Annotated in this window: 25 protein-coding genes and 2 pseudogenes; 15 read left to right on the top strand and 12 right to left on the bottom strand. The window is 65.1% G+C overall.

All coding sequences use genetic code 11. From position 1 onward, the window contains the following. Positions 1-83: 83 nt before the first annotated feature. Both ACF3NP_RS05065 and ACF3NP_RS05060 read right to left on the bottom strand, forming a co-directional pair. The gene (locus ACF3NP_RS05065) at positions 84-764 is read right to left on the bottom strand and encodes a response regulator (protein WP_181888261.1); all 681 of its coding nucleotides are present in this window, start codon (positions 762-764) and stop codon (positions 84-86) included. Continuing rightward, positions 761-1,873: a sensor histidine kinase gene (locus ACF3NP_RS05060; protein WP_181888262.1), complete on the bottom strand. Its 1,113-nt coding sequence runs from the start codon at positions 1,871-1,873 to the stop codon at positions 761-763. The genes ACF3NP_RS05065 and ACF3NP_RS05060 overlap by 4 nt, the downstream gene beginning before the upstream one ends. 138 nt (positions 1,874-2,011) lie before the next feature. Here ACF3NP_RS05060 and ACF3NP_RS05055 point away from each other — a divergent pair, with 138 nt between their 5' ends. Both ACF3NP_RS05055 and ACF3NP_RS05050 read left to right on the top strand, forming a co-directional pair. Further along, positions 2,012-2,200: a hypothetical protein gene (locus ACF3NP_RS05055; RefSeq protein WP_181888263.1), complete on the top strand. Its 189-nt coding sequence runs from the start codon at positions 2,012-2,014 to the stop codon at positions 2,198-2,200. Positions 2,201-2,205: 5 nt separating this feature from the next. Further along, a complete protein-coding gene (locus ACF3NP_RS05050; RefSeq protein WP_181888264.1) occupies positions 2,206-2,868 on the top strand; it encodes a hypothetical protein in 663 nt (220 codons plus the stop codon). Between the two features lie 59 nt (positions 2,869-2,927). Here the strand turns inward: ACF3NP_RS05050 and ACF3NP_RS05045 are convergent, their stop codons facing one another. Beyond that, a complete protein-coding gene (locus tag ACF3NP_RS05045; RefSeq protein ID WP_070569367.1) occupies positions 2,928-3,215 on the bottom strand; it encodes a metal-sensitive transcriptional regulator in 288 nt (95 codons plus the stop codon). A 31-nt stretch (positions 3,216-3,246) separates the two neighbouring features. After that, on the bottom strand, positions 3,247-5,193 hold the full coding sequence (locus ACF3NP_RS05040) for a heavy metal translocating P-type ATPase (protein ID WP_392399014.1): 1,947 nt from the start codon (positions 5,191-5,193) through the stop codon (positions 3,247-3,249). Positions 5,194-5,223: 30 nt separating this feature from the next. Here ACF3NP_RS05040 and ACF3NP_RS05035 point away from each other — a divergent pair, with 30 nt between their 5' ends. The 4 genes from ACF3NP_RS05035 (at position 5,224) to ACF3NP_RS05020 (ending at position 7,890) form a co-directional block, all read left to right on the top strand. After that, positions 5,224-5,448 carry a hypothetical protein gene (locus tag ACF3NP_RS05035; protein WP_392399013.1) on the top strand — a complete coding sequence of 75 codons (225 nt, stop codon included), beginning with the start codon at positions 5,224-5,226 and terminating at the stop codon, positions 5,446-5,448. 114 nt (positions 5,449-5,562) lie between these two features. Further along, positions 5,563-6,642: a tRNA 2-thiouridine(34) synthase MnmA gene (gene mnmA / locus ACF3NP_RS05030; protein ID WP_181888266.1), complete on the top strand. Its 1,080-nt coding sequence runs from the start codon at positions 5,563-5,565 to the stop codon at positions 6,640-6,642. Positions 6,643-6,652: 10 nt separating this feature from the next. Further along, positions 6,653-7,510: a uroporphyrinogen decarboxylase/cobalamine-independent methonine synthase family protein gene (locus tag ACF3NP_RS05025; protein WP_181888267.1), complete on the top strand. Its 858-nt coding sequence runs from the start codon at positions 6,653-6,655 to the stop codon at positions 7,508-7,510. Next, positions 7,507-7,890 (top strand): hypothetical protein, encoded by a 384-nt coding sequence (locus ACF3NP_RS05020; protein ID WP_181888268.1) that lies wholly within the window; start codon positions 7,507-7,509, stop codon positions 7,888-7,890. The genes ACF3NP_RS05025 and ACF3NP_RS05020 overlap by 4 nt, the downstream gene beginning before the upstream one ends. A 7-nt stretch (positions 7,891-7,897) precedes the next feature. On the opposite strand, the gene ACF3NP_RS05015 is transcribed toward ACF3NP_RS05020, so the two are convergent. Genes ACF3NP_RS05015 through ACF3NP_RS05005 form a run of 3 tightly spaced genes read right to left on the bottom strand, consistent with a single transcriptional unit; the run spans position 7,898 to position 9,397 of the window. Beyond that, positions 7,898-8,572 carry a 3'-5' exonuclease gene (locus tag ACF3NP_RS05015; protein ID WP_392399012.1) on the bottom strand — a complete coding sequence of 225 codons (675 nt, stop codon included), beginning with the start codon at positions 8,570-8,572 and terminating at the stop codon, positions 7,898-7,900. 43 nt (positions 8,573-8,615) lie between these two features. Beyond that, positions 8,616-9,170 (bottom strand): Fic family protein, encoded by a 555-nt coding sequence (locus ACF3NP_RS05010; RefSeq protein ID WP_392399011.1) that lies wholly within the window; start codon positions 9,168-9,170, stop codon positions 8,616-8,618. A gap of 59 nt (positions 9,171-9,229) precedes the next feature. Next, positions 9,230-9,397 carry a hypothetical protein gene (locus tag ACF3NP_RS05005; protein ID WP_181888271.1) on the bottom strand — a complete coding sequence of 56 codons (168 nt, stop codon included), beginning with the start codon at positions 9,395-9,397 and terminating at the stop codon, positions 9,230-9,232. Positions 9,398-9,482: 85 nt separating this feature from the next. Here ACF3NP_RS05005 and ACF3NP_RS05000 point away from each other — a divergent pair. The 3 genes and pseudogenes from ACF3NP_RS05000 to ACF3NP_RS04990 form a co-directional block, all read left to right on the top strand. Continuing rightward, positions 9,483-9,722 (top strand): annotated as a pseudogene (locus ACF3NP_RS05000) (DDE-type integrase/transposase/recombinase); the annotation flags it as partial. 205 nt (positions 9,723-9,927) lie between these two features. Beyond that, on the top strand, positions 9,928-10,530 hold the full coding sequence (locus ACF3NP_RS04995; protein WP_042529878.1) for a TetR/AcrR family transcriptional regulator: 603 nt from the start codon (positions 9,928-9,930) through the stop codon (positions 10,528-10,530). An 85-nt stretch (positions 10,531-10,615) separates the two neighbouring features. Beyond that, positions 10,616-11,803, top strand: coding sequence for an MFS transporter (locus tag ACF3NP_RS04990; protein WP_181888272.1), 1,188 nt, complete (start codon positions 10,616-10,618; stop codon positions 11,801-11,803). A gap of 149 nt (positions 11,804-11,952) precedes the next feature. Here the strand turns inward: ACF3NP_RS04990 and ACF3NP_RS04985 are convergent, their stop codons facing one another. Then, complete coding sequence (locus ACF3NP_RS04985) at positions 11,953-12,297, bottom strand: ArsR/SmtB family transcription factor (protein ID WP_181888273.1); 345 nt, start codon at positions 12,295-12,297, stop codon at positions 11,953-11,955. Positions 12,298-12,401: 104 nt separating this feature from the next. On the opposite strand from ACF3NP_RS04985, the gene ACF3NP_RS04980 reads away from it, so the two are divergent. The 3 genes and pseudogenes from ACF3NP_RS04980 (at position 12,402) to ligA (ending at position 16,040) form a co-directional block, all read left to right on the top strand. Beyond that, complete coding sequence (locus tag ACF3NP_RS04980) at positions 12,402-13,076, top strand: MFS transporter (protein ID WP_202032077.1); 675 nt, start codon at positions 12,402-12,404, stop codon at positions 13,074-13,076. Positions 13,077-13,084: 8 nt separating this feature from the next. Further along, positions 13,085-13,796, top strand: a pseudogene (locus tag ACF3NP_RS04975) (IS6 family transposase). Positions 13,797-14,012: 216 nt separating this feature from the next. Continuing rightward, positions 14,013-16,040, top strand: coding sequence for an NAD-dependent DNA ligase LigA (ligA, locus tag ACF3NP_RS04970; RefSeq protein ID WP_181888274.1), 2,028 nt, complete (start codon positions 14,013-14,015; stop codon positions 16,038-16,040). On the opposite strand, the gene ACF3NP_RS04965 is transcribed toward ligA, so the two are convergent. The 4 genes from ACF3NP_RS04965 to ACF3NP_RS04950 are packed head-to-tail and all read right to left on the bottom strand — an operon-like array spanning position 15,985 to position 18,454. After that, positions 15,985-16,263, bottom strand: coding sequence for a hypothetical protein (locus ACF3NP_RS04965; protein ID WP_070474869.1), 279 nt, complete (start codon positions 16,261-16,263; stop codon positions 15,985-15,987). The two genes, ligA and ACF3NP_RS04965, sit on opposite strands and share 56 nt — an antisense overlap. After that, positions 16,260-17,273, bottom strand: coding sequence for a serine hydrolase domain-containing protein (locus ACF3NP_RS04960; RefSeq protein ID WP_181888275.1), 1,014 nt, complete (start codon positions 17,271-17,273; stop codon positions 16,260-16,262). The genes ACF3NP_RS04965 and ACF3NP_RS04960 overlap by 4 nt, the downstream gene beginning before the upstream one ends. Further along, positions 17,273-17,737 (bottom strand): ArsR/SmtB family transcription factor, encoded by a 465-nt coding sequence (locus ACF3NP_RS04955; protein ID WP_181888276.1) that lies wholly within the window; start codon positions 17,735-17,737, stop codon positions 17,273-17,275. Before ACF3NP_RS04955 ends, ACF3NP_RS04960 begins: the two co-directional genes overlap by 1 nt. A 51-nt stretch (positions 17,738-17,788) precedes the next feature. Further along, positions 17,789-18,454 (bottom strand): ACT domain-containing protein, encoded by a 666-nt coding sequence (locus tag ACF3NP_RS04950; RefSeq protein ID WP_181888277.1) that lies wholly within the window; start codon positions 18,452-18,454, stop codon positions 17,789-17,791. A gap of 82 nt (positions 18,455-18,536) precedes the next feature. Between ACF3NP_RS04950 and ACF3NP_RS04945 the strand changes: the two genes are divergently transcribed. The 3 genes from ACF3NP_RS04945 to gatA all read left to right on the top strand — a co-directional run bounded on the left by ACF3NP_RS04945 (position 18,537) and on the right by gatA (position 21,531). Then, positions 18,537-19,676 (top strand): cytochrome P450, encoded by a 1,140-nt coding sequence (locus ACF3NP_RS04945; protein ID WP_181888278.1) that lies wholly within the window; start codon positions 18,537-18,539, stop codon positions 19,674-19,676. A gap of 67 nt (positions 19,677-19,743) precedes the next feature. After that, the gene (gene gatC, locus ACF3NP_RS04940; protein WP_070474874.1) at positions 19,744-20,043 is read left to right on the top strand and encodes an Asp-tRNA(Asn)/Glu-tRNA(Gln) amidotransferase subunit GatC; all 300 of its coding nucleotides are present in this window, start codon (positions 19,744-19,746) and stop codon (positions 20,041-20,043) included. A 6-nt stretch (positions 20,044-20,049) separates the two neighbouring features. Further along, complete coding sequence (gene gatA / locus ACF3NP_RS04935) at positions 20,050-21,531, top strand: Asp-tRNA(Asn)/Glu-tRNA(Gln) amidotransferase subunit GatA (RefSeq protein ID WP_181888279.1); 1,482 nt, start codon at positions 20,050-20,052, stop codon at positions 21,529-21,531. Positions 21,532-21,591 lie beyond the last annotated feature (60 nt).

Raw genomic sequence — 21,591 nt, 5'->3', positions numbered from 1 at the left:
GCGTTCAAGGTTCGCGCATGGCACGGGCCTTCCGCGTCGGCGCGGGGCACGATTTTGGACGTGATACCCAGGTATGACGCGCCTTAGGAATCCAGCAGGTCCGCGCGCGAGACCAACCCGGTGCGGTACGCGAAAAGGGCCGCGTGCACCCGGTCGCGCGACTGCGTCTTCGCCAGCACCCGGCCCACGTGCGTCTTCACCGTGGGCATGGAGATGAACATCCGCTCCGCGATCTCGCCGTTGCTCCAGCCCCGGGCAATCGCGACGAGCACCTCGCGCTCGCGCTCGGTGAGCTCGCCCAGCGCGAGGCGGTCGGCGGGGGATAAGGCCACCGCATCTTCTGTCGGGGCAGCAAGCTTTGCGACGATCCGGTTCGTCGCCCTCGGCGAAATCACCGCGTCACCGCCTGCAACCGTGCGGATCGCGTCCAGCAGCGCCTCCGGTTCGGCGTCCTTGAGCAGGAACCCGCTCGCGCCCGCGCCGATCCCGCCGAGCACGTAGTCCTCGTCGTCGAACGTGGTCAGCACGATCACCTTCGTGTCCGGGTGGTGCTGGGTGATACGCCGGGTGGCGGCGATGCCGTCGAGGACGGGCATCTGGACGTCCATAAGCACAATGCCCACCGGATCGCTATTGCTTGCCTGCACTGCCTCCTCGCCGTTTGCGGCGAGCCAGCGGACCTCCATGTCCGGCTGGGAGTCCAGCACGTTGCGGATGCCGTGGAGAAACAGCGCTTGGTCGTCTGTGAGTCCGAGAGTGATCATGAGTTCAGCGGGATCCTTGCTGTTGTGGTCCAGGTGCCGGCGGGGGTGGCGGCTGCGGTCACTGTGCCGCCGGAAAGCGCCGCGCGCTGCCGCATGCCCTCCACGCCGTGGCCCGGACGGGTGGCCGCGCCGGGAGCGACCGGGTTGGTTGTTTCCACCACGACGTTATCTGCGCCCCAGCGCACCGCGAGCTGGGCGCGGCCGGTGCCGTGCTTCATGGCGTTGGTCAGGGATTCCTGCACGATGCGCTGGACGGTGAGCGCGGTTGCCGGGGCCAAGTCCCCGGGAGGTGCGCCCTCGGCGGTGTATGCGACCTGGAGCCCGCCCGCGCGGCTGGTGGCGACAAGGCCGTCGATGTCCAATTCCGTCGCCGGTTCAAGGGGGCGCTGCTCGGCGCTTCGCAACAGCTCCACCACGCCGCGCATCTGGCGCAGCGAGTCGCGGCCGACGCCGCCGATGGTGCGCAGCGCCTCGTCTTTCGCCTCCGGGGTGGCGGCGAAGCGCGCGCCGTCGGCCTGCGCGACGATGACGGTCAGCGAGTGGGTGACAATGTCGTGGATCTCGCGCGCGAGGTGGGCGCGCTGCTCCTGGGCATCGCGCTCGAACTGCTCGCGCTGCCGGGCCAGGTCCTTCTCCGCGGTCTCCTCGGCCCGGCGGCGCAGTTCACCGAACAGCAGCGCGACGGTGAGCAGAATGATGCTCCAGAAGACGTAGGGGATCCGCTCAACCGGTTCGAGTGCGGTGAGCGCGGGGATGACGAACGCGGTGGCTGCGGCGTCGCCAAGCAAAAGTGCAGCCGTGGCGATATCGCGGTGCGGGGCAGGCAGGTGGCGCCTGGCGACGTACGCGGCGAAGGACGACACAGCGATGGCGCCGACGGGGAGGGTTTCGCAAAACGCCGTGGGAATGAGCACCGCGACAATCGCAGCGAACGTTTCCAGGGGCCAGCGCCAGCGGGTAAACGGGGCCACAACGGCGCAGGCTAGCAGCGCGAGTCCGACGACCAACTGCCGCGAATCCGGCAGCAGCCCAATCAGGCAGGCAACCAGCATGACCGCCGCCATGCTGGCATTGCGGATGCGCACTGCGCGGGTGGTGGAAAAGTTCATGGCCGTCCACGCTACTTGCCGCTGCGAGCGGCCACGTCGTACTGCGGTATGACGTTTAAGAATGAAGGTCTTGCGCTATCATCGCTAGTACTGATCCAGAGGATCGACGTCTGCGGGACATTCGCGAAAGGAGGGCAAATGTCGACTCCGGTTCCCCGAATGCTTTCGAACGACGAGATCATCCAGGAATTGGCAAACATCGAAAAAGAGATGCAGCCCTACAACGTCGAAGTCCTACGTAGGCTGCGAGACGCAGGTGCCTTGAAGTTCGACGAAGAACGTCTGCTGGAACGTCACGAAGCCTTGTCGTGGATGCTTAACGGGTAAGTGCTTTGACCGACACAGCCTGGGTACAACACGCGACTACGTTCGTCGGGGAAATCCAGGATCTGCTCGAAAGCACACTAGTAGGGTCCACCACACTCGAAGTTTTCGAGAATTCCAAAGAGAGCCTTCGATCGTGGTTCAAAATCTCGAAGGAACTCGTAATAGGCAAATCTGGAAGCAATCGATTACATCTTGCTGTCGAGTTCCGGTTGCGTCCAAGCAGTTCCGGGAGCGGTGTAGCCGTCGAGAAAAGCTCGATAAAGGTCGAATTTAGAGCTACGCAACGCTTTGTACCCATTGTTCGGTTCGAGTTCGACCGCGAAGCCAGAAACAAGCCCTCAAGTCATTTTCAGTTTCACGCGGAATCTGTACCGCTGGGATTGCTCCTGGCAAGAAGCGGGCGCTACGAGACCGCGGCGCAGCAGCAGAATATTCACTTTCCCCTCGGTGACCCGCAGTTCCGCGTCACGGTGGAGGATGTTGTGGAGTTAGTTGTTAGAGAATTCGATGCACAACCAATGCCGGGGTGGGAGGAACGCGTGGAAGAGGGGCGTAGACGATTCGTAGAAAAGCAAACGGAAGCAGTAATACGTCGGGACCCCACCAAAGCAGCTGAGGTATTGCGCTCCGCTGGATTTACTGTGCATCCTCCATCAGACATAGGCTGACGTTTCACCTTTCGCTGAGTACGGACACGCAACAGACGCACGAGTCCTCCCACGGCTGTCTAGGACTTCACCATTCGCGCGATTGCGGCGGACGCCTCTTCGATCTTGGCGTCGGCTTCCTGCCCGTCGCTGATCGCATCGGCAACACAGTGCTTCAAATGGTCGTCCAGCAAACCCAGTGCTACGCCCTTCAGCGCCGCGTTGACCGCACTGATCTGGGTGAGGATGTCAATGCAGTAGGCGTTTTCGTCGATCATGCGGTGGATACCGCGGGTTTGCCCCTCGATTCGTTTGAGCCGGGCGAGGTAGCGGTCTTTATCGCTGATGTAGCCGTGGTCGTTCATCATGGGCCTCCTGAGTGGTGTGGACGGTGTCGGGTCACTTGGACCGGTTAAGTATCCGGTCGGCGCTGCTCTGCGGGGTGAGGTCGAGGCGGCGGAGCAGCTGCGCATTGAGGGCGACGACGACGGTCGAGGCCGACATCAGAATTGCGCCGACGCTCATCGGCATCACGAACCCGATTGGGGCGAGGATACCGGCAGCCAGCGGAACGGACAGCAGGTTGTAGCCGGCCGCCCACCACAGGTTCTGCTTCATCTTCCGGTAGGTCGCACGGGAGAGCTCGATGACCGAAAGCACCGATCGCGGGTCGGAGCTTGCCAGGACGACGCCCGCCGAGCCGATCGCCACGTCTGTGCCGGCACCGATCGCGATGCCGACATCGGCCTGGGCCAGCGCGGGGGCGTCGTTGACGCCGTCGCCGACCATGGCGACCTTGTGGCCCTCGCCTTGCAGTTCCTTGACTTTCGCGGCCTTGTGCTCGGGACGCACACCCGCGAAGACCCGGTCAATGCCCAGATCCTTGGCGACGGTGTCCGCGACGGCCTGCGCGTCGCCGGTGATCATGACGACCTGGGCGCCCGCAGAGTGCAGTGCGTCGACGGCGTCGCGGGACTCGGGACGGATCTCGTCGGCAAGCCGGAGTGCTCCGATCACTTCGCCGTCGGCGAGGACGTGGAGAATGATCGCGCCCTCCTTTCGCCACTCGTCTGCGATGGGGAGCTCTTCGGCGGAATGCTTCTCAAGCAGGTAGGGGCCGCCGACCTCGATTACCTCACCGTCAACAGTTGCCTTCACGCCCACGGCTGGCGACGAGGAGAAGTCGCTGGCACTCGGCACAGCCACGTCACGGGTCTCCGCCGCACCGGTGATGGCGCGAGCGAGTGGGTGCTCACTGTCCGCCTCGGCGGCCGCTGCCAGCGCGAGCACGTCTGCTTCCTCATATCCGCTGATGGTGTCGATCGCGGTGACGGTGGGTTCGCCTTTGGTGAGGGTGCCGGTCTTGTCGAACAACACGGCGTCGACGGTGCGCATGGATTCGAGAGCGAGCCGATCCTTGATCAGTACCCCGCCGCGGGCGGCGCGCTCAGTCGCAATCGAGACGACCAGCGGGATTGCGAGACCTAGGGCGTGAGGGCAGGCGATGACGAGCACCGTAATGGTGCGCACTACGGCGTCGTTTGGCATGCCGACGACGGTCCAGACCACGGCGGTCAGAATGGCGGCGCCGAGGGTGAACCAGAACAACCACGCGGCGGCCTTGTCTGCGAGGCGCTGCGCCCGCGATGACGATTCTTGCGCATCGGTGACGAGCTTTTGAATGCCGGCCAACGCGGTGTCGCCACCCGTGGCTGTGACCTCGATGCGCAGACCCGAGTCTGTCGCGATGGTGCCAGCGACCACGTGCTCGCCCTCACCGCGCCGCACCGTTTTCGACTCACCGGTGACCATCGACTCGTCCATGCTGGCGCTGCCGTCGACGATTATGCCGTCGGCAGGCACGGACGCGCCGGGCCGCACGATCACGACATCGCCGACCTCAAGATCCGCCGGGGTGACCTTCACTACTTCGTCGCCGTCGATCTTCTCGGCCTCGTCGGGCAGAAGTGCGGCGAGCGAATCCAGGGCCGAGGTGGTCTGGGCGAGGGAGCGCATCTCGATCCAGTGCCCCAGCAGCATGATGACCACCAGCAGCGCCAGTTCCCACCAGAAATTCAGCTCGCGGTCCAGCAAGTTCAGGCTCGCACCCCAGGAGGAGACGAAAGCGACCGTGATCGCCAGGGCGATCAGCAGCATCATGCCGGGTTTTCGTGAGCGGATCTCGGAGACAGCACCCGTCAAGAACGGGCGACCTCCCCAGAAGTAAATGACCGTGCCCAAGAGCGGCGAGATCCAGCGGGTCCATTCCGCGTCAGGTAGCTGGTAGCCGATGAGGTGGGCGAAGGTTTCGCTAAATCCGACGACCGGGATCGCGAGAACCAGCATGATCCAGAAGAGCCTGCGGAACTGGGCTACGTGATCGCCATGGCCTGCGTGGCCCGCGTGGCCATGGCCTCCATGTTCTCCGTGGCCCGCGTGCTCTGTGTGGTTGTGGCCGGCAGGGCCTCCGTGGTTGCTGTGTTCGTGATGGCTGGCGTGCCCACCGGGTTCGGTGCTGGAGTGGGCGTGTCTGTCGTTCATGGTTCTGTCCTCTCGTTGCAGTTCATCGTTGTGGTCGGTTCGGTCGTGCCGGGGGCCTAGCACGACGGCCGTCTTCCACCTTAATACCCCAGGGGGGTATGTGTCGAGGGGGTGTTTCCACGCGACCAGCCGGACGTTTCACCTTTCGCCTTCACGGGACTACACTGCGCCGACATGCGAGTATTGGCGGCCATGAGCGGGGGAGTGGACTCCTCTGTCGCTGCTGCGCGCCTGGTGGAGGCGGGCCACGACGTTGTCGGCGTGCACCTTGCACTGAGCAAGGACGCGCAGCAGACGCGCGAGTCTGCCCGCGGCTGCTGTTCCCTGGAGGACTCCGCCGACGCGCGCCGCGTGTGCGACCACCTGGGTATCCCGTTTTACGTGTGGGACTTCTCTGACCGCTTTAAAGAAGAGGTCATCGACAACTTCGTGTGGTCCTACGAACACGGCGAGACCCCCAACCCGTGCCTGCGCTGCAACGAGAAGATCAAGTTCGCGGCACTGCTCGACCGCGCGGTGACCTTGGGCTTCGACGCGATCGCCACCGGGCACTACGCAATTATCGACGACCAAGGAAACCTCCGCCGATCCACCGACCCGAAGAAAGATCAGTCCTACGTGCTCGGCGTGCTCACCCGCGACGAGCTGGACCGCTGCATCTTCCCTGTAGGGGATACTGAAAAGCCGCAGATCCGCGAGGAGGCGGCCCGCCACGGGTTCGCCACTGCGTCCAAGCCGGATTCCTACGACATCTGCTTCATCCCCGACGGCAACACCCAGGCGTTTCTGGGCCGCTCGATCGGCATGCGCCCCGGCATGATCAAAGACACCGAGGGCCACGAGTTGAAAGAGCACGACGGCGCGTTCCAGTACACGATCGGCCAGCGCAAGGGACTGAACATCCGCGTGCCTGCGGAAGACGGCAAGCCGCGCTACGTCACCGACGTGGACACCACCACCGGCACGGTCACCGTCGGCCCTCGCGAGGCGCTGAAGGTCCACGAGATCACCGCCGACCGCCTGAAGGTGCTGCACCCGGCGATGGAGGGCGAGTTCGAGGCCAACGTGCAAATCCGCGCCCACGGCGGGGTCGTGCCCTGCACTGCCCGCATCGACGGCGATCAGATGACGCTCGCCCTGCACGAGCCGCTCGAGGGCGTGGCGCGCGGCCAGGCTGCGGTGCTCTACCTGCCGGACCCGGACGGTTTGGGCGACATCGTGCTGGGCTCCGGAACCATCTGCGCCACTGCGTAACATCGGCTCCGTGACAACACTTCCTCCCACAGCGTTCGGCCTCGGGCCTCTGCCCGGCACCGACCTCGCGCAAGCCGCGGACGTGGTGCTCTCCGAGTCGCCGCTGCCGCACGTCCCGCAGCTGCCGGACCGTGGCGCCGGCTCGGACCTGATCGGCCGCACCGCCGCGATGCTGGAAATCCCCGTGGCGCGCGGGCCCCGCGGCTGGCGCGTGGCGGCTCGGGCACGCAAGGATGCCGACCGCATGGAGCGCGACCTCGACCACCTCGAGGAGCTCTGGCACGGCAAGGCGGACACCGTGAAGGTGCAGCTGGCCGGCCCGTTCACGCTCGCCGCCGAGATCGAGATGGCCAACGGCCACCGCATGATCACCGACCCTGGCGCGCTTCGCGACCTCACAGACGCGCTGTTGGAGGTGTGCGTGGGGCACCGGAGGGACGTCGAGAGGCGGTTTGGCAAGAGTGTCTTGCAGTTGGACGAGCCACGCCTGCCCGAGGTCGTCGCCGGCACGCTGCAAGGCGCGACCGACTTCGAGACCATCCGCGCGATCCCCGAGCCGGAGGAGACGCTCGCGCGCTTCGGCGAGCACCTGCTGCATACGCCCAAGCTTGTCGACGTTCCGTGGCTCACCTGCGACCCGCGCCGCGCCGGCAAAGACGCGCTTGCCCGGCTGCTGGACGCCGGCACACGCATCGCGATTCCCGTTATGGCCCCGCGCGAGCTGTACAACCTCTTCGACGAGCTGCAGCTTGACCCGGCCACCACGACCGTGGACGTCTACGCCGAGCCGGCCGCCACACTGGTGGACAGCGCGGCGAACTACCGGGCGGCCCGGGAGATGGCCGAGGCACTTACAGTGGAGGCATGAGCGCACCGCTGCACTGGGACAAGAAGAAGGCCGACCTCTCCACAGGGATCGTTTTCGGCGTGATGTTCTTCGTCGTCTTCGGCCTCATGATGGACGACATGATTTTCGGCATTGCCATCGGCATCGCGTTCTTCGCCGCGTTTGGGCTTTTGTCGGGCAAGCGCGAGGCCGATTTTGACGGGCAGACGCTGCGCCTGGTGGAGAAGAAAGAGACCACAGAGCTCGATTCCGCCAGCATTGCCGACGTGATCATCAGCGAGTCGGGCGCAATGGTGGTGAAGACGAAGTCGGGGGAGACGTACTCGGTCGAATCCGAGGGCGACAACCGGGGTCTGCACGACTTCGCCGAGAAGCTGCGCGCGGAGCTTGCGCTCAACTAGCCCAGAACTAGCCGAGCATGGGCCAGCCGGGCAGCACGTTCGAAGCGTCGCGGCCCTGGGACTCGAAGTAGCGCTTCCGATCCTCCTGCAGCGTGAAGTACTGCACCGCCTGATATTCCATGAGCTCGCCGGTGTCCATCTGGGCAAGATCCGGGTAGAGCTTGCGCACCTGCATCCACGCCACACGCGCGGCGGCGAACGCGTCGGCGGTGGCCTCGTGCGCGTTGTCCAGCCGCACGCCGTAGTGCTCGCACATCGACGTCAGGTTGCGCGGGCCTTTTCGGTAGCGGTCCTTGGCGCGGTCGATGAGCAGGGGGTCGAATACCGGTCCGGTGACCGTGAAGTCACCGGTGAGCTGGCGCAGCACCGTCAGGTCGTAGGGGGCGTTGAACACCACCAGGGTCAGTCCGTCCTCCCAGCCCTGCTTGATCGCCTCCACGGTCTCGCGCACCACCTCGTCGTGGTCGCGTCCCTCCGCGCGGGCCTTCTCGGTGGTGATGCCGTGCACCTTCGCGGCCTCTTCCGGGATCTCCACCCCAGGGTCGGCGAGGGTTTCGTTGGCGTCGACCTCGGAGTCGTCGATACGCACGAGCGCAGAGGTGACCACACGGGCCTCGCGCGGGTTGGCGGAGGTGGTCTCCAGGTCGAAGGAGAGCATGCGGGAGGCGTCGAAAGTGGCCATGAGCGACATTGTAATGAGCGCGCCGACACGGGCAGCGGGCAAGTCATTCGCCGAGCGTACGCACGCTGATGAACTCCGACAGAGGCACTGGGTCGCGGTTGAGGTCGTAGGCGCGCAGCAGGCGGATGTATTCGGACTTATCCAGGTCCCAGTCGTACTCCTGCGCGTGCGGGAGGCGCTGCGCGGCGGCGAAAACGAGGTCTGCCATGAGACGGGTGACGCGACCATTGCCGTCCGAGAACGGGTGAATGCGGACGAGCTCTGCGTGGGCGGCAACGCCCAGCTGGCGGGCGGTGAGAAGCCTCTCGCTGGCCTGGTAGCCGAGGTTGCCAAACGCGGTGTGCAACTCCGTCGAAATCAGGTGCGGATCCACCCCAATGTTCAGACCCGTCCGACGCAGTGCCCCGGCCCACGTCCAGATGCCCCCGAAGAGCTGTTCGTGGAGGTGTACGAGAAACGACGTGGTGAGGATGTCGTCGAGGGAAAGCCGGGCGGCGTCGACGCTTTCGAGCAGCCGGGTCCGGGCGATAAGAAGCAACTCTGTTTCGAGGTCGTAGATCTCAGCCTTGCTAGGAATTCGGCCGTACCGGTCGAGCACCAGCGGCTCCAAAGCGTCGATGCGATCACCTTCGAGTGGTGTTTCGCCGTACCCGGGGCTTAATCCCAACCGCGTGCCCTTCGGAGGTCAGAAAGAAGTGCGGCGGTCGTTTGAGAACGCGAGTACTCGGACGGCAGGCTGCGGTTTTCTAACTTCATTGATGCCACTGCTGCTTCGCGGGAAAATTCCGTGAGGGTCTGAACGGCGATTGTTCGTGCTTCGGTCATGTGCTGGCCTCCTTCCTCAAAAACATCCTAGATGGTGCTGTTGCAAAGTTGGGGCAGTAGGAAGAGCGACGTGAAATAATCACAGCCATGGGTATCTGAACACCGGCAGGTGAAATACCTCAACAACATCCTGGAAGGCGACCATGGTCGGCTGAAGCGGATCCTCGGGCCGAAAGACGCGTTTAAGAACCGGACATCTGCATATCGGACGTTGAAAGGGATGGAGGCGATGCACTCATTGCGGAAAGGGCAAGGCACGATGTTTGCCTACGGGCAACCGAACCCGGACGCGGTGATCGTCAACCGGGTCTTCGAGACGGCCTGAGAACGCCCACACGCAGCGGCCATCAGGGAATGAGAAACTGAGTCTTCGCCGCTCTCCCCCCCAACTTTGCAACAGCACCTATACGAGCCAGGTGCGCGTCATGCGGGCAGCCCATTCAACAACGGCTGCACCAGTCGACGCTGCGTCGGTCACGGCCTGTGTTTGTTTTGTACTCCATAGTCCATCAACTGCTAGCATCGCGGATATGGGTAGACCAAGAACGTTTGACGAGGCGACGGTGCTGGATGCCGCGGCCGCGCAGTTCAGGGTGCGTGGATTCGCGGACACGTCGACTGAGCAGTTGTGCGCGGCGGCCGGGGTGCGGCGGAGCAGCCTGTACAACGCCTTCGACTCCAAGGATGAGCTGTTCGTTCGAGCACTGGAGCGCTATGTCGAGGTCACTGGTGAGAGTCAGGAGGCGGTGCTCGCCGATGCCGAACTGGATGGCTTCGCACGCGTGAGCGGTGTTCTGAATCTCATGATCGCCGAGGAGTACGAGGCGTCCACTGAAGGGCACGCGGCCGGGTGCATGGTCGTGACGACACGCATGACGCCGGACCGCGGCAGTCAGGACCCGCGCGTCGCCCGCATCCTCGACCGTGCACTGGGACGCCAGCTCGCGATGCTGGAGCACGCCGTCAGGGCCGGCAGGTTCGACGGCAGCCTCCGGCCGGACCTGGACGCTCGGGACACCGCACTGCTGGTCGTCACCCTGATCTCAGGGATTCGCGTCATGGCACAGGCCGGCTCCGCACCCGAGGAACTGCGGCGGATCGTCGCACTCGGCCTCAGTGCCCTGACACCTTGATACGCCACTACTGAGAAATCCGTGAGCTGTCGGGCTCACCTGCACCTTTATTTTGTACTAGAGAATCCACATTGGAGACCGAGCAATGAAGAAATACCTGTACGTACTGATGCTCACGATCATGGTGGTGGTCATGAGCGAGTTCCAGACCGCGGGGATGATGCCGCAGATCGCCGCAGACCTGGGCGTCTCGACCGGCCAGGTCGGGACGGTGGTCACTTTGTACGCGCTCGGCATGGCGCTCGGAGGCCCGCTGCTGGTGTACCTCCTGCGGCATCGCCCACCCAAAGCCTCGCTGTTGATCGTCATCGGAACCTATGCCGCGCTGGAGGTCCTGGTCCCGCTGATCCACGAGTTCTGGTGGCTGGCACTGCTTCGCGTTCTGACCGGATGCCTCTCCGGCGCCGCCTATGGCATCGCCGTGGCCTACAGCGCCCGACTGGCCCCGAGTCCGGAGAAGATCGGCGAAGCAGTGTCCATCGTGCTCGGCGGCATCATGATCGGAACCGTCATCGGCCTGCCGCTGTCGCACTTCCTCGCGGCCCGCTGGGGCTGGCAGTCCAGCTTCTACATCCTAGGCATCGCGGCCTTCGCCGTGTTCCTCATCAGCCTGCTCACCCTGCCCGCCCGTGAAGCCGCCACCCAGGAAGCCGCCGCACAGGACCTGCGCAAGCTGCGCTCGCCGAAACTCTGGTCCAGATACCTGGTCAGCCTGCTGACCATCGGCGCAGCCTTTGCCGGCTTCTCCTACTTCACCCCGCTGCTGGAACAGAACGCCGGCTTCGCGACGAATACGACGACCCTGATCCTGCTCGCCTACGGGATCGTGTCCTTCATCGGCAACCTCATCGTCGGCAAGTTCGCCGACCAGCACGCCATCGGCATCCTGCGCATCGGACACACACTGCTATTCATCTCACTCGCGCTCCTTGGAGCCTTCAGCAACGCACAGCCGCTCGTGCTGGCCATGGTGCTCATCGTGGGCGTCGCCGGAGTGCCGATGAACCCCGCCATGGTCGCCCGCGTCGCTGAAATCGGAGGAACCGGGAACATGGTCAGCACGGTGCACACCTCCGTCATTACCATGGGCGTCGCCCTGGGATCAGCAATCGGCGCGCTCGCCATCGGCCGAGCCGGTGACGATCCCTCCGCAGCCATGTGGATCGGAGCATCCTTCGCCGTTCTCGCCACACTCACCCTCGCAACACAAGCACGAGGCAGAAGACAACCTCTTCGACCGCCCCATGCAACTGAAACAGTAGATTGTGTCTGATCTGCTGATCTGATCAGATCACATCTCAAATCGGCAGGCCCGTCGATCTCCTGGACCATCAAACAGACGTAGCTACTTTCGCATCCCAACGGCGTTCTCGTCTCCATGTAGCGCTGTGTTGCTTATGACACTTGGTCGAGCGGGTCGGACTACTTGAGCCCGACGGGTGCGGCGTCCTCGTCCGCCGAACTCAGGACGGATGCCAGGAGTCCGGGGAAGCGTTCTTCGAGGTCGTCGGCGCGCAGATGGACGTAGCAGCGGGTTCCTTCGTCGCGGGTGCGGGTGATGCCCGCGCTGCGCAGCGTTTTCATGTGGTGGCTCAGCGTCGACTTCGACACGGGGGCATCCAGTTCGCCCCACTGCCGCTCTTGCCCGTCGGAGAGCAGGCAAACGATGCCGAGGCGTAGCGGATCGGACAGCGCGGAGAGCACTCGCGTGAGCGAGAGGTCCGCGGTGGCCGGGTGCTTGGTGTCCGCATGGTCGGTCGGGGGCATGCCTCGATCCTACCTTGTTCGCCGCCTATCGAACGATCTGCTAACGTGTTCGATGTTCGTGAAACATAGAACATCACCATGCTTCGACGCGACCGGAGGTGCCCATGCCCCGCAGTTCCCTGTGGCTTACCGCCCTGTTCATCGCCACGCTCTCGCTCGGCACCGACGAGTTCGTGATCGCCGGCGTGCTCAACACCGTCGCCGCCGACCTCGACGTCACCCCCGGCGCGGACGGCCAGCTCGTGACCGGCTTTGCCTTCGCGTTCGCCCTGGGCGCTCCGGTGCTCGCGGTCTGGTTGGATCGCTACCCGCGCCGGCTCGTCCTGTTCGGCGGGCTGAGCGTGTTCGTGCTGGCGAACCTCGGCTGCGCGATCGCACCCGACCTGACCACGCTCTTCATCCTGCGGATCGTCGCGGGCTTATCGGCTGCAGCGGTCTCGACCACCGCGTTCGCCGCCGTGGCCGAGGGCGCGCCCGAGGGCAATCAGGGCACCTACCTGTCCGTGGTCACCGCAGGGCTCACGGTCGCCCTGTTCACCGGCGTGCCGGTGGGTACCTGGCTCGCCGGCGCGTGGGGCTGGCGCGCTACGTTCGTGCTCATCGCGATCGTCGCCGCCCTGGCCGCGATCATCGCGCTGACGACGATGCCCCGCCTGCCCGGAGCGAAGCCCGGCACTCTCGGCGAGCGTCTTGCGCCGCTGCGCAACCCCGGCGTGCTGCGCATGGTCGCCGCGGTGCTGTTGCAAAGTTGGGGCAGTAGGAAGAGCGACGTGAAATAATCACAGCCATGGGTATCTTCTCCGGTCGTCATTTCCCCCCGTGACATCATTCTGTGGGCAGTGCGGTGGTACTGCCGCTACGGGGTGAGCTACCGCGATCTGGAGGAAATGATGACCGAGCGGGGCGTGCCGGTCGATCACACCACGATCTACCGCTGGGTCCAGAAATACGCCCCTGAGCTGGACAAGCAAACACGGTGGTACCGGCAGGTACCTGACTGGCAGGCCAGTTCCTGGCGGGTGGATGAGACCTATATCCGGGTCGGCGGCAGGTGGTGCTACCTCTATCGGGCGATCACCGCCGGTGGCCAGACCCTGGACTTTTACCTCTCTCCGAAGCGGGACGTGGCCGCAGTGAAGCGTTTCCTGGCCAAGGCTCTCAGATCCAATGCGTCAGCCGGGTATCCCAGAGTGATCAACACCGATAAAGCACCCTCCCTAGCCAGGTCAATCGCCGAGTTGAAGTCAGAGGGAATCTGCCCGCCAACAGTGGTACACCGGCAGGTGAAATACCTCAACAACATCCTGGAAGGCGACCATGGTCGGCTGAAGCGGATCCTCGGGCCGAAAGACGCGTTTAAGAACCGGACATCTGCATATCGGACGTTGAAAGGGATGGAGGCGATGCACTCATTGCGGAAAGGGCAAGGCACGATGTTTGCCTACGGGCAACCGAACCCGGACGCGGTGATCGTCAACCGGGTCTTCGAGACGGCCTGAGAACGCCCACACGCAGCGGCCATCAGGGAATGAGAAACTGAGTCTTCGCTGCTCTCCCCCCCCCAACTTTGCAACGGCACCTCCTAGATGCACCGGTGCACCGATGAATAGAAACTTGTCGGGCCCGCGGAAATCCAGGGCGCGCCAAGCATCACCTCTCTAGTCTTGGCACTCTTCAACAACTATGTACCCGTGTAAGACCTACACTGGCTTGCCGTGAGTGAAATTTCCGCTGATCTGCACCGTGAATGGGACGAGCTGGCCGCTGAGGTCCGCAAGCACCGGGACCTGTACTACAACGGCCAGCCGGTGATCACCGACGGCGAGTTCGACGAGCTGTTCCGCCGCCTTCAGAAGATGGAGGAGGATCACCCGGAGCTGGCGGTGCCGGATTCGCCCACGAAGGAGGTCGGCGCACCCGCTACCGACACCGCGTTCGCGGACGTGACCCACCCCGAGCGCATGATGAGCCTGGACAACGTCTTCAATGAAGACGAGATGCGTGAGTGGCTCTCTAAGGCGCCCGGCCCGTACTTGACGGAGCTGAAGATCGACGGGCTGTCCATCGACCTCGTTTACGAAAACGGCGAGCTGACCCGCGCGGCCACCCGCGGCGACGGCACAACCGGCGAGGACATCACCGCCAACGCCCGGGTGATCGAGGACATCCCGCAAAAGCTCACTGGCGACGCCCCGGCGTTCCTGGAGGTCCGCGGTGAGGTGTTCATCCGCCCCGAGGACTTCCCGGAGCTCAACGAGCTGCGCCAGAAGGAAGGCGGCAAGCCGTTCGCCAACCCGCGCAACACCGCGGCTGGTGGGCTGAGGCAGAAGAACCCGGAGGACGTCAAGAAGCGAAAGCTCCGCATGATCTGCCACGGCATCGGCGCGCGCGAGGGCTTCACCCCGAAAAGCCAACACGAGGCGTACGAGAAACTCGCCGAGTGGGGACTGCCGGTCAGCGAGTACACGCGCCGGGCTGAGACCGCCGACGAGGTCATCGAGGCGGTCAATTACTGGGGCGAGCACCGCAACGACGCCATCCACGAGATGGACGGCTTGGTGGTCAAGGTGGATTCCGTGGCCGAGCAGCGCGCGCTGGGGGCGACCTCGCGCGCGCCGCGCTGGGCCATCGCGTACAAGTACCCGCCGCAGGAGGTGACCACGAAGCTGCTCGACATCGAGGTCTCCGTTGGCCGCACCGGCCGCGCGACCCCGTTCGCGGTGCTGGAGCCGGTGTTCGTCTCCGGCTCGACAGTGTCCATGGCCACGCTGCACAACCAGCACGAGGTCAAGCGCAAGGGCGTGATGATCGGCGACACGGTGGTGGTGCGCAAGGCCGGCGAGATCATCCCGGAGGTGCTCGGGCCTGTGGCGGATCTTCGCGACGGCACCGAGCGCGAGTTCGTCTACCCCGAAAACTGCCCCGCCTGCGGCACGAAGTTGGCACCCGCGAAGGAGGGCGACGCGGACTGGCGCTGTCCGAACACCCGCTCCTGCCCGGCGCAGCTGGCCACGCGCTTGGAGTACATCGCCTCGCGCGGCGCGTTCGACATCGAAGCCCTCGGGGAGAAGGGCGCGGTCGACCTCATCGCCTCCGGCGTGCTCGAGGACGAGGCGAAACTCTTCGATCTCACCGAGGACGACCTGAAAAAGTCCAGCGTGTACACCCGCAAGGACGGCGAGGTCAACGCGTCGGGCAAAAAGCTGCTTGCCAATCTGGAGACCGCCAAGGGCGCCGACCTCTGGCGCGTCATCGTCGCGCTATCCATCCGCCACGTCGGCCCCACCGCGGCCCGCGCGCTCGCGTCGCGCTTCCACTCGATGCAATCGCTTATCGACGCCCCCGTGGCCGACCTCGCCGAAACCGACGGTGTGGGCGACGTGATCGCCGAGAGCTTCAAAGAGTGGTTCACCGTGGACTGGCACCAAAACATCGTGGACAGCTGGGCCGCGGCCGGCGTGACTATGGAATCCGCCGAGGAGGACCGCGCCCCGCAGACCCTGGAGGGGCTGACCATCGTCGCCACCGGCACGCTGGAGGGCTTCACCCGCGATGAAATCAAGGAAGCCATCTTGTCGCGCGGCGGCAAGGCGGCCGGCTCGGTGTCGAAGAAGACCGACTACGTGGTCGTGGGCGAAAACGCCGGATCGAAGGCCGCGAAGGCGGAGGAGCTGGGCCGGCCGATCCTCACCGAGGCGCAGTTTGTGCAGCTGCTCGAGGGCGGCCCCGACGCGCTTGCGTAAGGCGCGCGGCGCTCAGGCCGATCAGTGCAGCCGCCCAGACGGCGAGGGCCCACCACAGCCAGATGGGGAACTGGCCGTTCCAGTTCACGCCGAATGAGAGCAACCACACCACCGCTGCGGAGATCACAGCGTTGACGAGGGCGTAAGTGGGGCCCTTGGCGTTCCGCACGGCGCTGAACGTCGCGGACGCAAGGAGCAGCAGGATCATGACGAGTGCGATCATCGGGTCTCCTTCATAAGGTCGATGCCGAGCGCGTCCACCCAGGCTTCGGTGTCGCCCGCGACAAACGCGGCGCGGCTGTGGTCGGTGCGCTCGGGGTCCCAGACCAACATGGTGCGGAAGCCGCCGGTGCCGCCGTTGTGGAACGTGATCTCCTGTCCGTCTTCGTCGAGGCTTGCCCAGCCATAGTCGGGCACACCGTGCGAGGACACCCATTCCACGTATTTCGCCATGTCGGCAGCAGTGGAGCGGATCGCGCCGGCCGGGGCCCAGCCGTCCATGTCCCACGGGCCGGCGGGGTGCCCGTTGGCGGCCAGGCCTGTGGGTGCTTCGTCGACGGTGCCCGGTAGCGCCACGTAGGTCGACGTCATGCCGGCGGGCTCGAAGATGCGGGTGCGCAGCAACTCGTCGTAGGGCACGCCGGCATGCTTGGCAAGCAGTTGGCCGAGCAGCGCGTGGCCGTAGTTCGAGTACTGCTCCTCGCCGCGGTTGTTCAGCTCGGCGGAACCGGCGGCGTCGAGAATGTCTTGCGGTGTGTCGCGCCGGTAGGGGTTACCGCCATCGCGGATGTTGGCCGCGAACATGTCCGCGAGGCTGAGGCTTTCGGTGGTGGCGAGCCCGGAGGTGTGGTTGAGCAGCTCCTCGATGGTGACATCGGCAACGGGGGCGGAGGGGACGTCGATAAGCTCCTGCACCTGAGTGTCCAGGCTGAGCTCGCCGGCGTCGATGAACTGGCGGACCAGCTCTGCGTTGAATGTCTTGGTGATCGAGCCGATTTCGAATTCGGTGTGCTCGTCGGCGCCGAGGCCGCCGAAGCGGGCCTCTCCGTCGTCATAGGTGAAGGCGGCGAGGTTGTGGTGGCCGTTTTCCGAGAAGCTTTCGAGGGCGGAGGAGATCTCGGTATCGCCAGTGTGCTCGGAGGCCACGGAAATCTCACGGGGGCCGGTGGAGAGCATCAACGCGGCGGCGAGGACGGCGGAGATTCCTCCGGTGGCAATGTTGGTAGCACGCATCAGTGGTCCTCTCCGGCGATCACGATCGCCATCAGTGGGATGACGCGGGCCGGGGGAATCTCAAACATCCCGCCCTGCTTGCGCACCCAGCCGGCGGCCTGCAGTTCCTTCAGGTGGTGGTACGCGGTGCCGGTGGAGGAGACCAGCTCAGATTCGACCAGCTCCGTGACACTCGCTGGTGTGGCTAAGAGGTGGCGCAGGATGGCGCCGCGGACGGGGTGCGCGAGCGCGGCGATGCGGTCCATCGCGTCGTCCCACGGTTGGTCTGCTATCCAGGCTGTGGGGCGGATCCATTCGTACGAGTAAGTGCCGGTCGGCAGCTCCACGTCGCCTTTGAAGGTGACTGTGCCGTGGTGCGTTTTGTCGTCGGAAGCGGGGAGAGTAGTGGGTTCCAGCGATGCCGTCTGTTCGAGCGCGGTAACGCGAGCTTCTAGGTCAGAGAGGCGTGTTTCAATCGGTTGCATAGTTTCCAGAATTACAGAATTCTAGAAAGTGTGCAACGGTGTGGGTTGCGGCTACCGCAGCATCGCGCCGGTGATACAGCCGAGGTCGCCAATCTCGCGCACCTCGGACGCGAGGAAATCCGGTCCGCCCACACGGCCGACCACCAGCACCATGTCGGTGCCGGGCAGGGGAGTGATGGTGAGCGAAGTGCCGAGCTGGAACCAGGACTCCGGGGCCCAGCCGTCGAAGTCCGGCTGGAGGATGCGCGCGACCTCGATGGGCGGCATCTTTGGGTGCGACCCGTCGTCCTCCGGCGCGGCGGGGGAGGCGGCGGCGCGGGTGAGGCCCTCGTCTGAGGTGCGCAGCACCACGGCCCAGGAGGAGGTCACGGCGCTCGGTATGACGTCGACAAGCTCGCTAATCCGGTCCTCGACGCTTCCGGACTGCGCCGCGATTTGGGCGAGCATCTGGATCTGCCCGCGGCGGTCCACGCGTCCGGTGAACGGGCGGATGGAATCCACCTCCGCGCCGTCGACAGAAGAGACGGCGGTGATCAGGGTGTCCACCATCACACCGGTGGGCAGGGTGACCACGATGTCGTCGGTCACAGCGCCGTCGGTGGAGGTTTCCACAATGTCCACGGAGTTGATGTCGGCGTCGACCATGCCGAACGCCTCGGCGAGCTGACCAAGGCTGCCGGGGACGTCCGGAAGGGAAACGCGGATGAGGTACGACATGGCCTTATTTATAGCAATTCGGCACACCGGCAGCGGGTGTACGGTCGAAACCGCAGCAGTCTTCTAACTAAGGAGGAGCACGATGAGCCGCACCGAAATCCCGCAGACCACACTCGCCGGCGCCGAGCCCCGCGCGGTCGGAGACGCGTTGCTTCGCGACGGCGCGAAGTTGGCTCGCGACGGCAAGGAGGTCGTCGTCACGGGCAACGCTCTCGCCCGCGAAGTGGCGGAGAACCCGGAACAGTTCTCGTCGGGTGTGTCGCGATTTTTGCAGTTGCCCAACGGTCTCGACGGCGAAAAGCACACCGAGATGCGCGCGTTGATCGACCGTTACCTCGCGGCGGAGGAGGTCGAGCAGCTCGATCCGGTGTTCCGCAAGATCGCGCGCCAGTTGGCTGAAGAAGCGCTGTCGAACGGCGAGGTCGACGCCGTCGGCGACTTGGGCGCCCAGTATGCGGTCCGCGCCATGACCGCCTGGCTCGGTTGGCCCAGCGAGCTCGACGACACCCTCATTGCGTGGGTGGCCGACAACAACGCGGCAACGCGGTCCGGCGAACTCGAGCGCACAGCGGCGGTCGCTGAGCGTTTCGACGACATCATTCGCTCCGTCGTGCAGCCTCTCCAGGACAGTCCCGACGATTCGGTCACCTCGCGTCTTGTCTCCGACGACAGTTTCGGTCGACGTCTGGAATTCGAGGAAGTGGTCTCGGTGCTGCGCAACTGGACTGCGGGCGATCTGAGTTCGATGGCCTACTGCATCGGGGTTGTGCTGGACGCGCTGATCGAACGCCCTGAGCTCCAGGACCGCCTCGCAGGCGGCGTTTCGCAAAAGGAGTTCACTGCGATCGCCGACGAAATCCTTCGCGCTGACTCGCCGTTTGTGAGCAACCGGCGAGTGACCACGTGCCCGGTGTCGCTCGACGGGCACGATCTGCCCGAAGGCCAAAGGGTGCGCATCCACTGGACAGCGGCAAACCGCGACCCGGAAACGTTTGCAGACCCGGACGGCTTCGAACCGGAGACGAACGCCGACGAGAACCTGGTCTGGGGCGCCGGGCCGCACGCTTGCCCTGGCAAGACGTTGTCGATCGTTGAGCTTCAAGCATTCACCGAGGAACTCCTCGCAGTGGCGGAGCTATCCAGCGCCGGACAAGGCGAACGGGAGGTTCACCCTGTGGGCGGCTGGGCTTCGCTGCCAGTGCGCCTCACCGCTCGCGGGTGAGCGAATTGCGTTGACGTAAGATAAGGCGCGTCATACGCAACCCACGCGATGTGGAAGGGATTGGACTGTGGCTGAGATTTCACGCGACGAGGTGTCGCGCATCGCACGCCTGGCGCGAATCGCGCTGAAGGACGAGGAGCTGGACGACATTGCCCAGCAGCTGGACACGATCGTGGACGCGGTCTCGAAGGTGCAAAGCGTCGACACGGAGGGTGTCACGCCGATGAGCCACCCGCACTCCATCGACGCAGGTATGCGCGAGGACGTGGAGAAGAAGACGCTGACGCAGGCCGAGGCGCTGGACCAGGCCCCGGCCGTGGAAGACGATCGCTTCGTGGTTCCGCAGATTCTCGGAGAGGGAGACTAGAAGGAAATGACGCAGTACACGATTCCGGCCGAAGGTCTCGTCGCAAAGCCAGCGCACGAGCTCGCCGCAATGATCCAGTCCGGCGAAGTCACCTCCCGCGAGGTCACCCAAGCCTTCCTCGACCGCATCGCTGAGGTCGACGGCGATCTCGGTGCCTTCCTGCACGTCGGCGCCGAGGAGGCGCTCGCGGCTGCGGACAAGGTGGACGAGCAGGTGAAAAGCGGCGAGGAGCCGGCCTCCAAACTTGCAGGCGTGCCGCTTGCGCTGAAGGATCTGCTGGTCACCACCGACGCGCCGACCACCGCCGCGTCGAAGATGCTTGAGGGCTACATGAGCCCGTACGACGCCACCGTGGTGGCCAAGCTGCGCGCGGCCGGCATCCCGATTCTGGGCAAGACCAACCTGGACGAGTTCGCCATGGGGTCGTCCACGGAGAACTCCGCGTACAAGCAGACGAAGAACCCGCACGACCTGGAGCGCGTCCCTGGCGGCTCCGGCGGCGGCACCGCGGCGGCGCTCGCGTCCGGCGAGGCCCCGCTGGGCATCGGCACCGACACCGGCGGCTCGATCCGCCAGCCGGCATCGCTGACCGGCACCGTGGGCGTGAAGCCGACCTACGGCGGCGTGTCCCGCTACGGCGTCATCGCCTGCGCGTCCTCCCTGGACCAGGTGGGCCCGTGCGCGAACAACGTGCTGGACACCGCGCTGCTGCACGAGATCATCGGCGGCCACGACGAATTCGACGCCACCTCCGTGGACCGCGAGGTCCCGGCGCTCGCCGACGCCGCCCGCGAGGGCGCTTCCGGCGACCTGAAGGGCGTGAAGATCGGCCGCGTGAAGCAGTTCGAGCGCCCCGGCACGCAGGACGGCGTGAAGGACGCCATCGACAAGGCCTACGCGCAGCTTGAGGCGCAGGGCGCGGAGATCGTCGAGGTGGATTGCCCGAGCTTCGAAGACGTCATGGGCGCGTACTACCTGATTCAGACCTCCGAGGTCAGCTCCAACCTCGCCCGCTTCGACGGCATGCGCTACGGCCAGCGCGTCGGCGACGACGGCTCCCGCTCCGCCGAGGAAGTCATGGCCGCCACCCGCGGCGAGGGCTTCGGCGCGGAGGTCAAGCGCCGCATCATCCTGGGCACCTACGCGCTGTCTGTGGGCTACTACGACGCGTACTACCTGCAGGCGCAGCGTGTGCGCACCCTGGTGGCGCAGGACTTTGCCAAGGCATTCGAGCTTTGCGACGTCATCGCCGCCCCGTCAACGCCCACCACAGCGTTCAAGCTGGGCGACAAGGTGGACGACCCGCTGGCGATGTACAACTTCGACCTGTTCACCCTGCCGCTGAACCTGGCCGGCCTGCCCGGCATGTCGGTGCCGGCGGGCGAGGCGTCCGACACCAACCTGCCGGTGGGCCTGCAGCTGATCGCCCCGGCCTTCGAGGACGCGCGCTTGTACCGCGTGGGTGCCGCTTTTGAAGCCGGCCGTTAATCCCTGGAATACCCTCGCAGCCCTGGCTGCGGGGTATTTTCTTGTCCTGATCGATCAGGG

It is taken from the genome of Corynebacterium lehmanniae, from assembly GCF_043161975.1.
GTDB classification, from domain to species: Bacteria; Actinomycetota; Actinomycetes; order Mycobacteriales; family Mycobacteriaceae; genus Corynebacterium; species Corynebacterium lehmanniae.
The sequence above is the reverse complement of the archived record's forward strand: the minus strand, read 5'-3'. Positions and strand labels throughout refer to the sequence as shown.

Bases quoted from the DNA above. Each gene is read 5' to 3' on its own strand.
- ACF3NP_RS05065 (WP_181888261.1), bottom strand. From the start codon at position 764: ATGATCACTCTCGGACTCACAGACGACCAAGCGCTGTTTCTCCACGGC.
- ACF3NP_RS05060 (WP_181888262.1), bottom strand. From the start codon at position 1,873: ATGAACTTTTCCACCACCCGCGCAGTGCGCATCCGCAATGCCAGCATG.
- ACF3NP_RS05055 (WP_181888263.1), top strand. From the start codon at position 2,012: ATGTCGACTCCGGTTCCCCGAATGCTTTCGAACGACGAGATCATCCAG.
- ACF3NP_RS05045 (WP_070569367.1), bottom strand. From the start codon at position 3,215: ATGATGAACGACCACGGCTACATCAGCGATAAAGACCGCTACCTCGCC.
- ACF3NP_RS05040 (WP_392399014.1), bottom strand. From the start codon at position 5,193: ATGCTGGTTCTCGCGATCCCGGTCGTCGGATTTAGCGAAACCTTCGCC.
- mnmA (WP_181888266.1), top strand. From the start codon at position 5,563: ATGCGAGTATTGGCGGCCATGAGCGGGGGAGTGGACTCCTCTGTCGCT.
- ACF3NP_RS05020 (WP_181888268.1), top strand. From the start codon at position 7,507: ATGAGCGCACCGCTGCACTGGGACAAGAAGAAGGCCGACCTCTCCACA.
- ACF3NP_RS05015 (WP_392399012.1), bottom strand. From the start codon at position 8,572: ATGGCCACTTTCGACGCCTCCCGCATGCTCTCCTTCGACCTGGAGACC.
- ACF3NP_RS05005 (WP_181888271.1), bottom strand. From the start codon at position 9,397: ATGACCGAAGCACGAACAATCGCCGTTCAGACCCTCACGGAATTTTCC.
- ACF3NP_RS04995 (WP_042529878.1), top strand. From the start codon at position 9,928: ATGGGTAGACCAAGAACGTTTGACGAGGCGACGGTGCTGGATGCCGCG.
- ACF3NP_RS04990 (WP_181888272.1), top strand. From the start codon at position 10,616: ATGAAGAAATACCTGTACGTACTGATGCTCACGATCATGGTGGTGGTC.
- ACF3NP_RS04985 (WP_181888273.1), bottom strand. From the start codon at position 12,297: ATGCCCCCGACCGACCATGCGGACACCAAGCACCCGGCCACCGCGGAC.
- ACF3NP_RS04980 (WP_202032077.1), top strand. From the start codon at position 12,402: ATGCCCCGCAGTTCCCTGTGGCTTACCGCCCTGTTCATCGCCACGCTC.
- ACF3NP_RS04965 (WP_070474869.1), bottom strand. From the start codon at position 16,263: ATGATCGCACTCGTCATGATCCTGCTGCTCCTTGCGTCCGCGACGTTC.
- ACF3NP_RS04960 (WP_181888275.1), bottom strand. From the start codon at position 17,273: ATGCGTGCTACCAACATTGCCACCGGAGGAATCTCCGCCGTCCTCGCC.
- ACF3NP_RS04955 (WP_181888276.1), bottom strand. From the start codon at position 17,737: ATGCAACCGATTGAAACACGCCTCTCTGACCTAGAAGCTCGCGTTACC.
- ACF3NP_RS04950 (WP_181888277.1), bottom strand. From the start codon at position 18,454: ATGTCGTACCTCATCCGCGTTTCCCTTCCGGACGTCCCCGGCAGCCTT.
- ACF3NP_RS04945 (WP_181888278.1), top strand. From the start codon at position 18,537: ATGAGCCGCACCGAAATCCCGCAGACCACACTCGCCGGCGCCGAGCCC.
- gatA (WP_181888279.1), top strand. From the start codon at position 20,050: ATGACGCAGTACACGATTCCGGCCGAAGGTCTCGTCGCAAAGCCAGCG.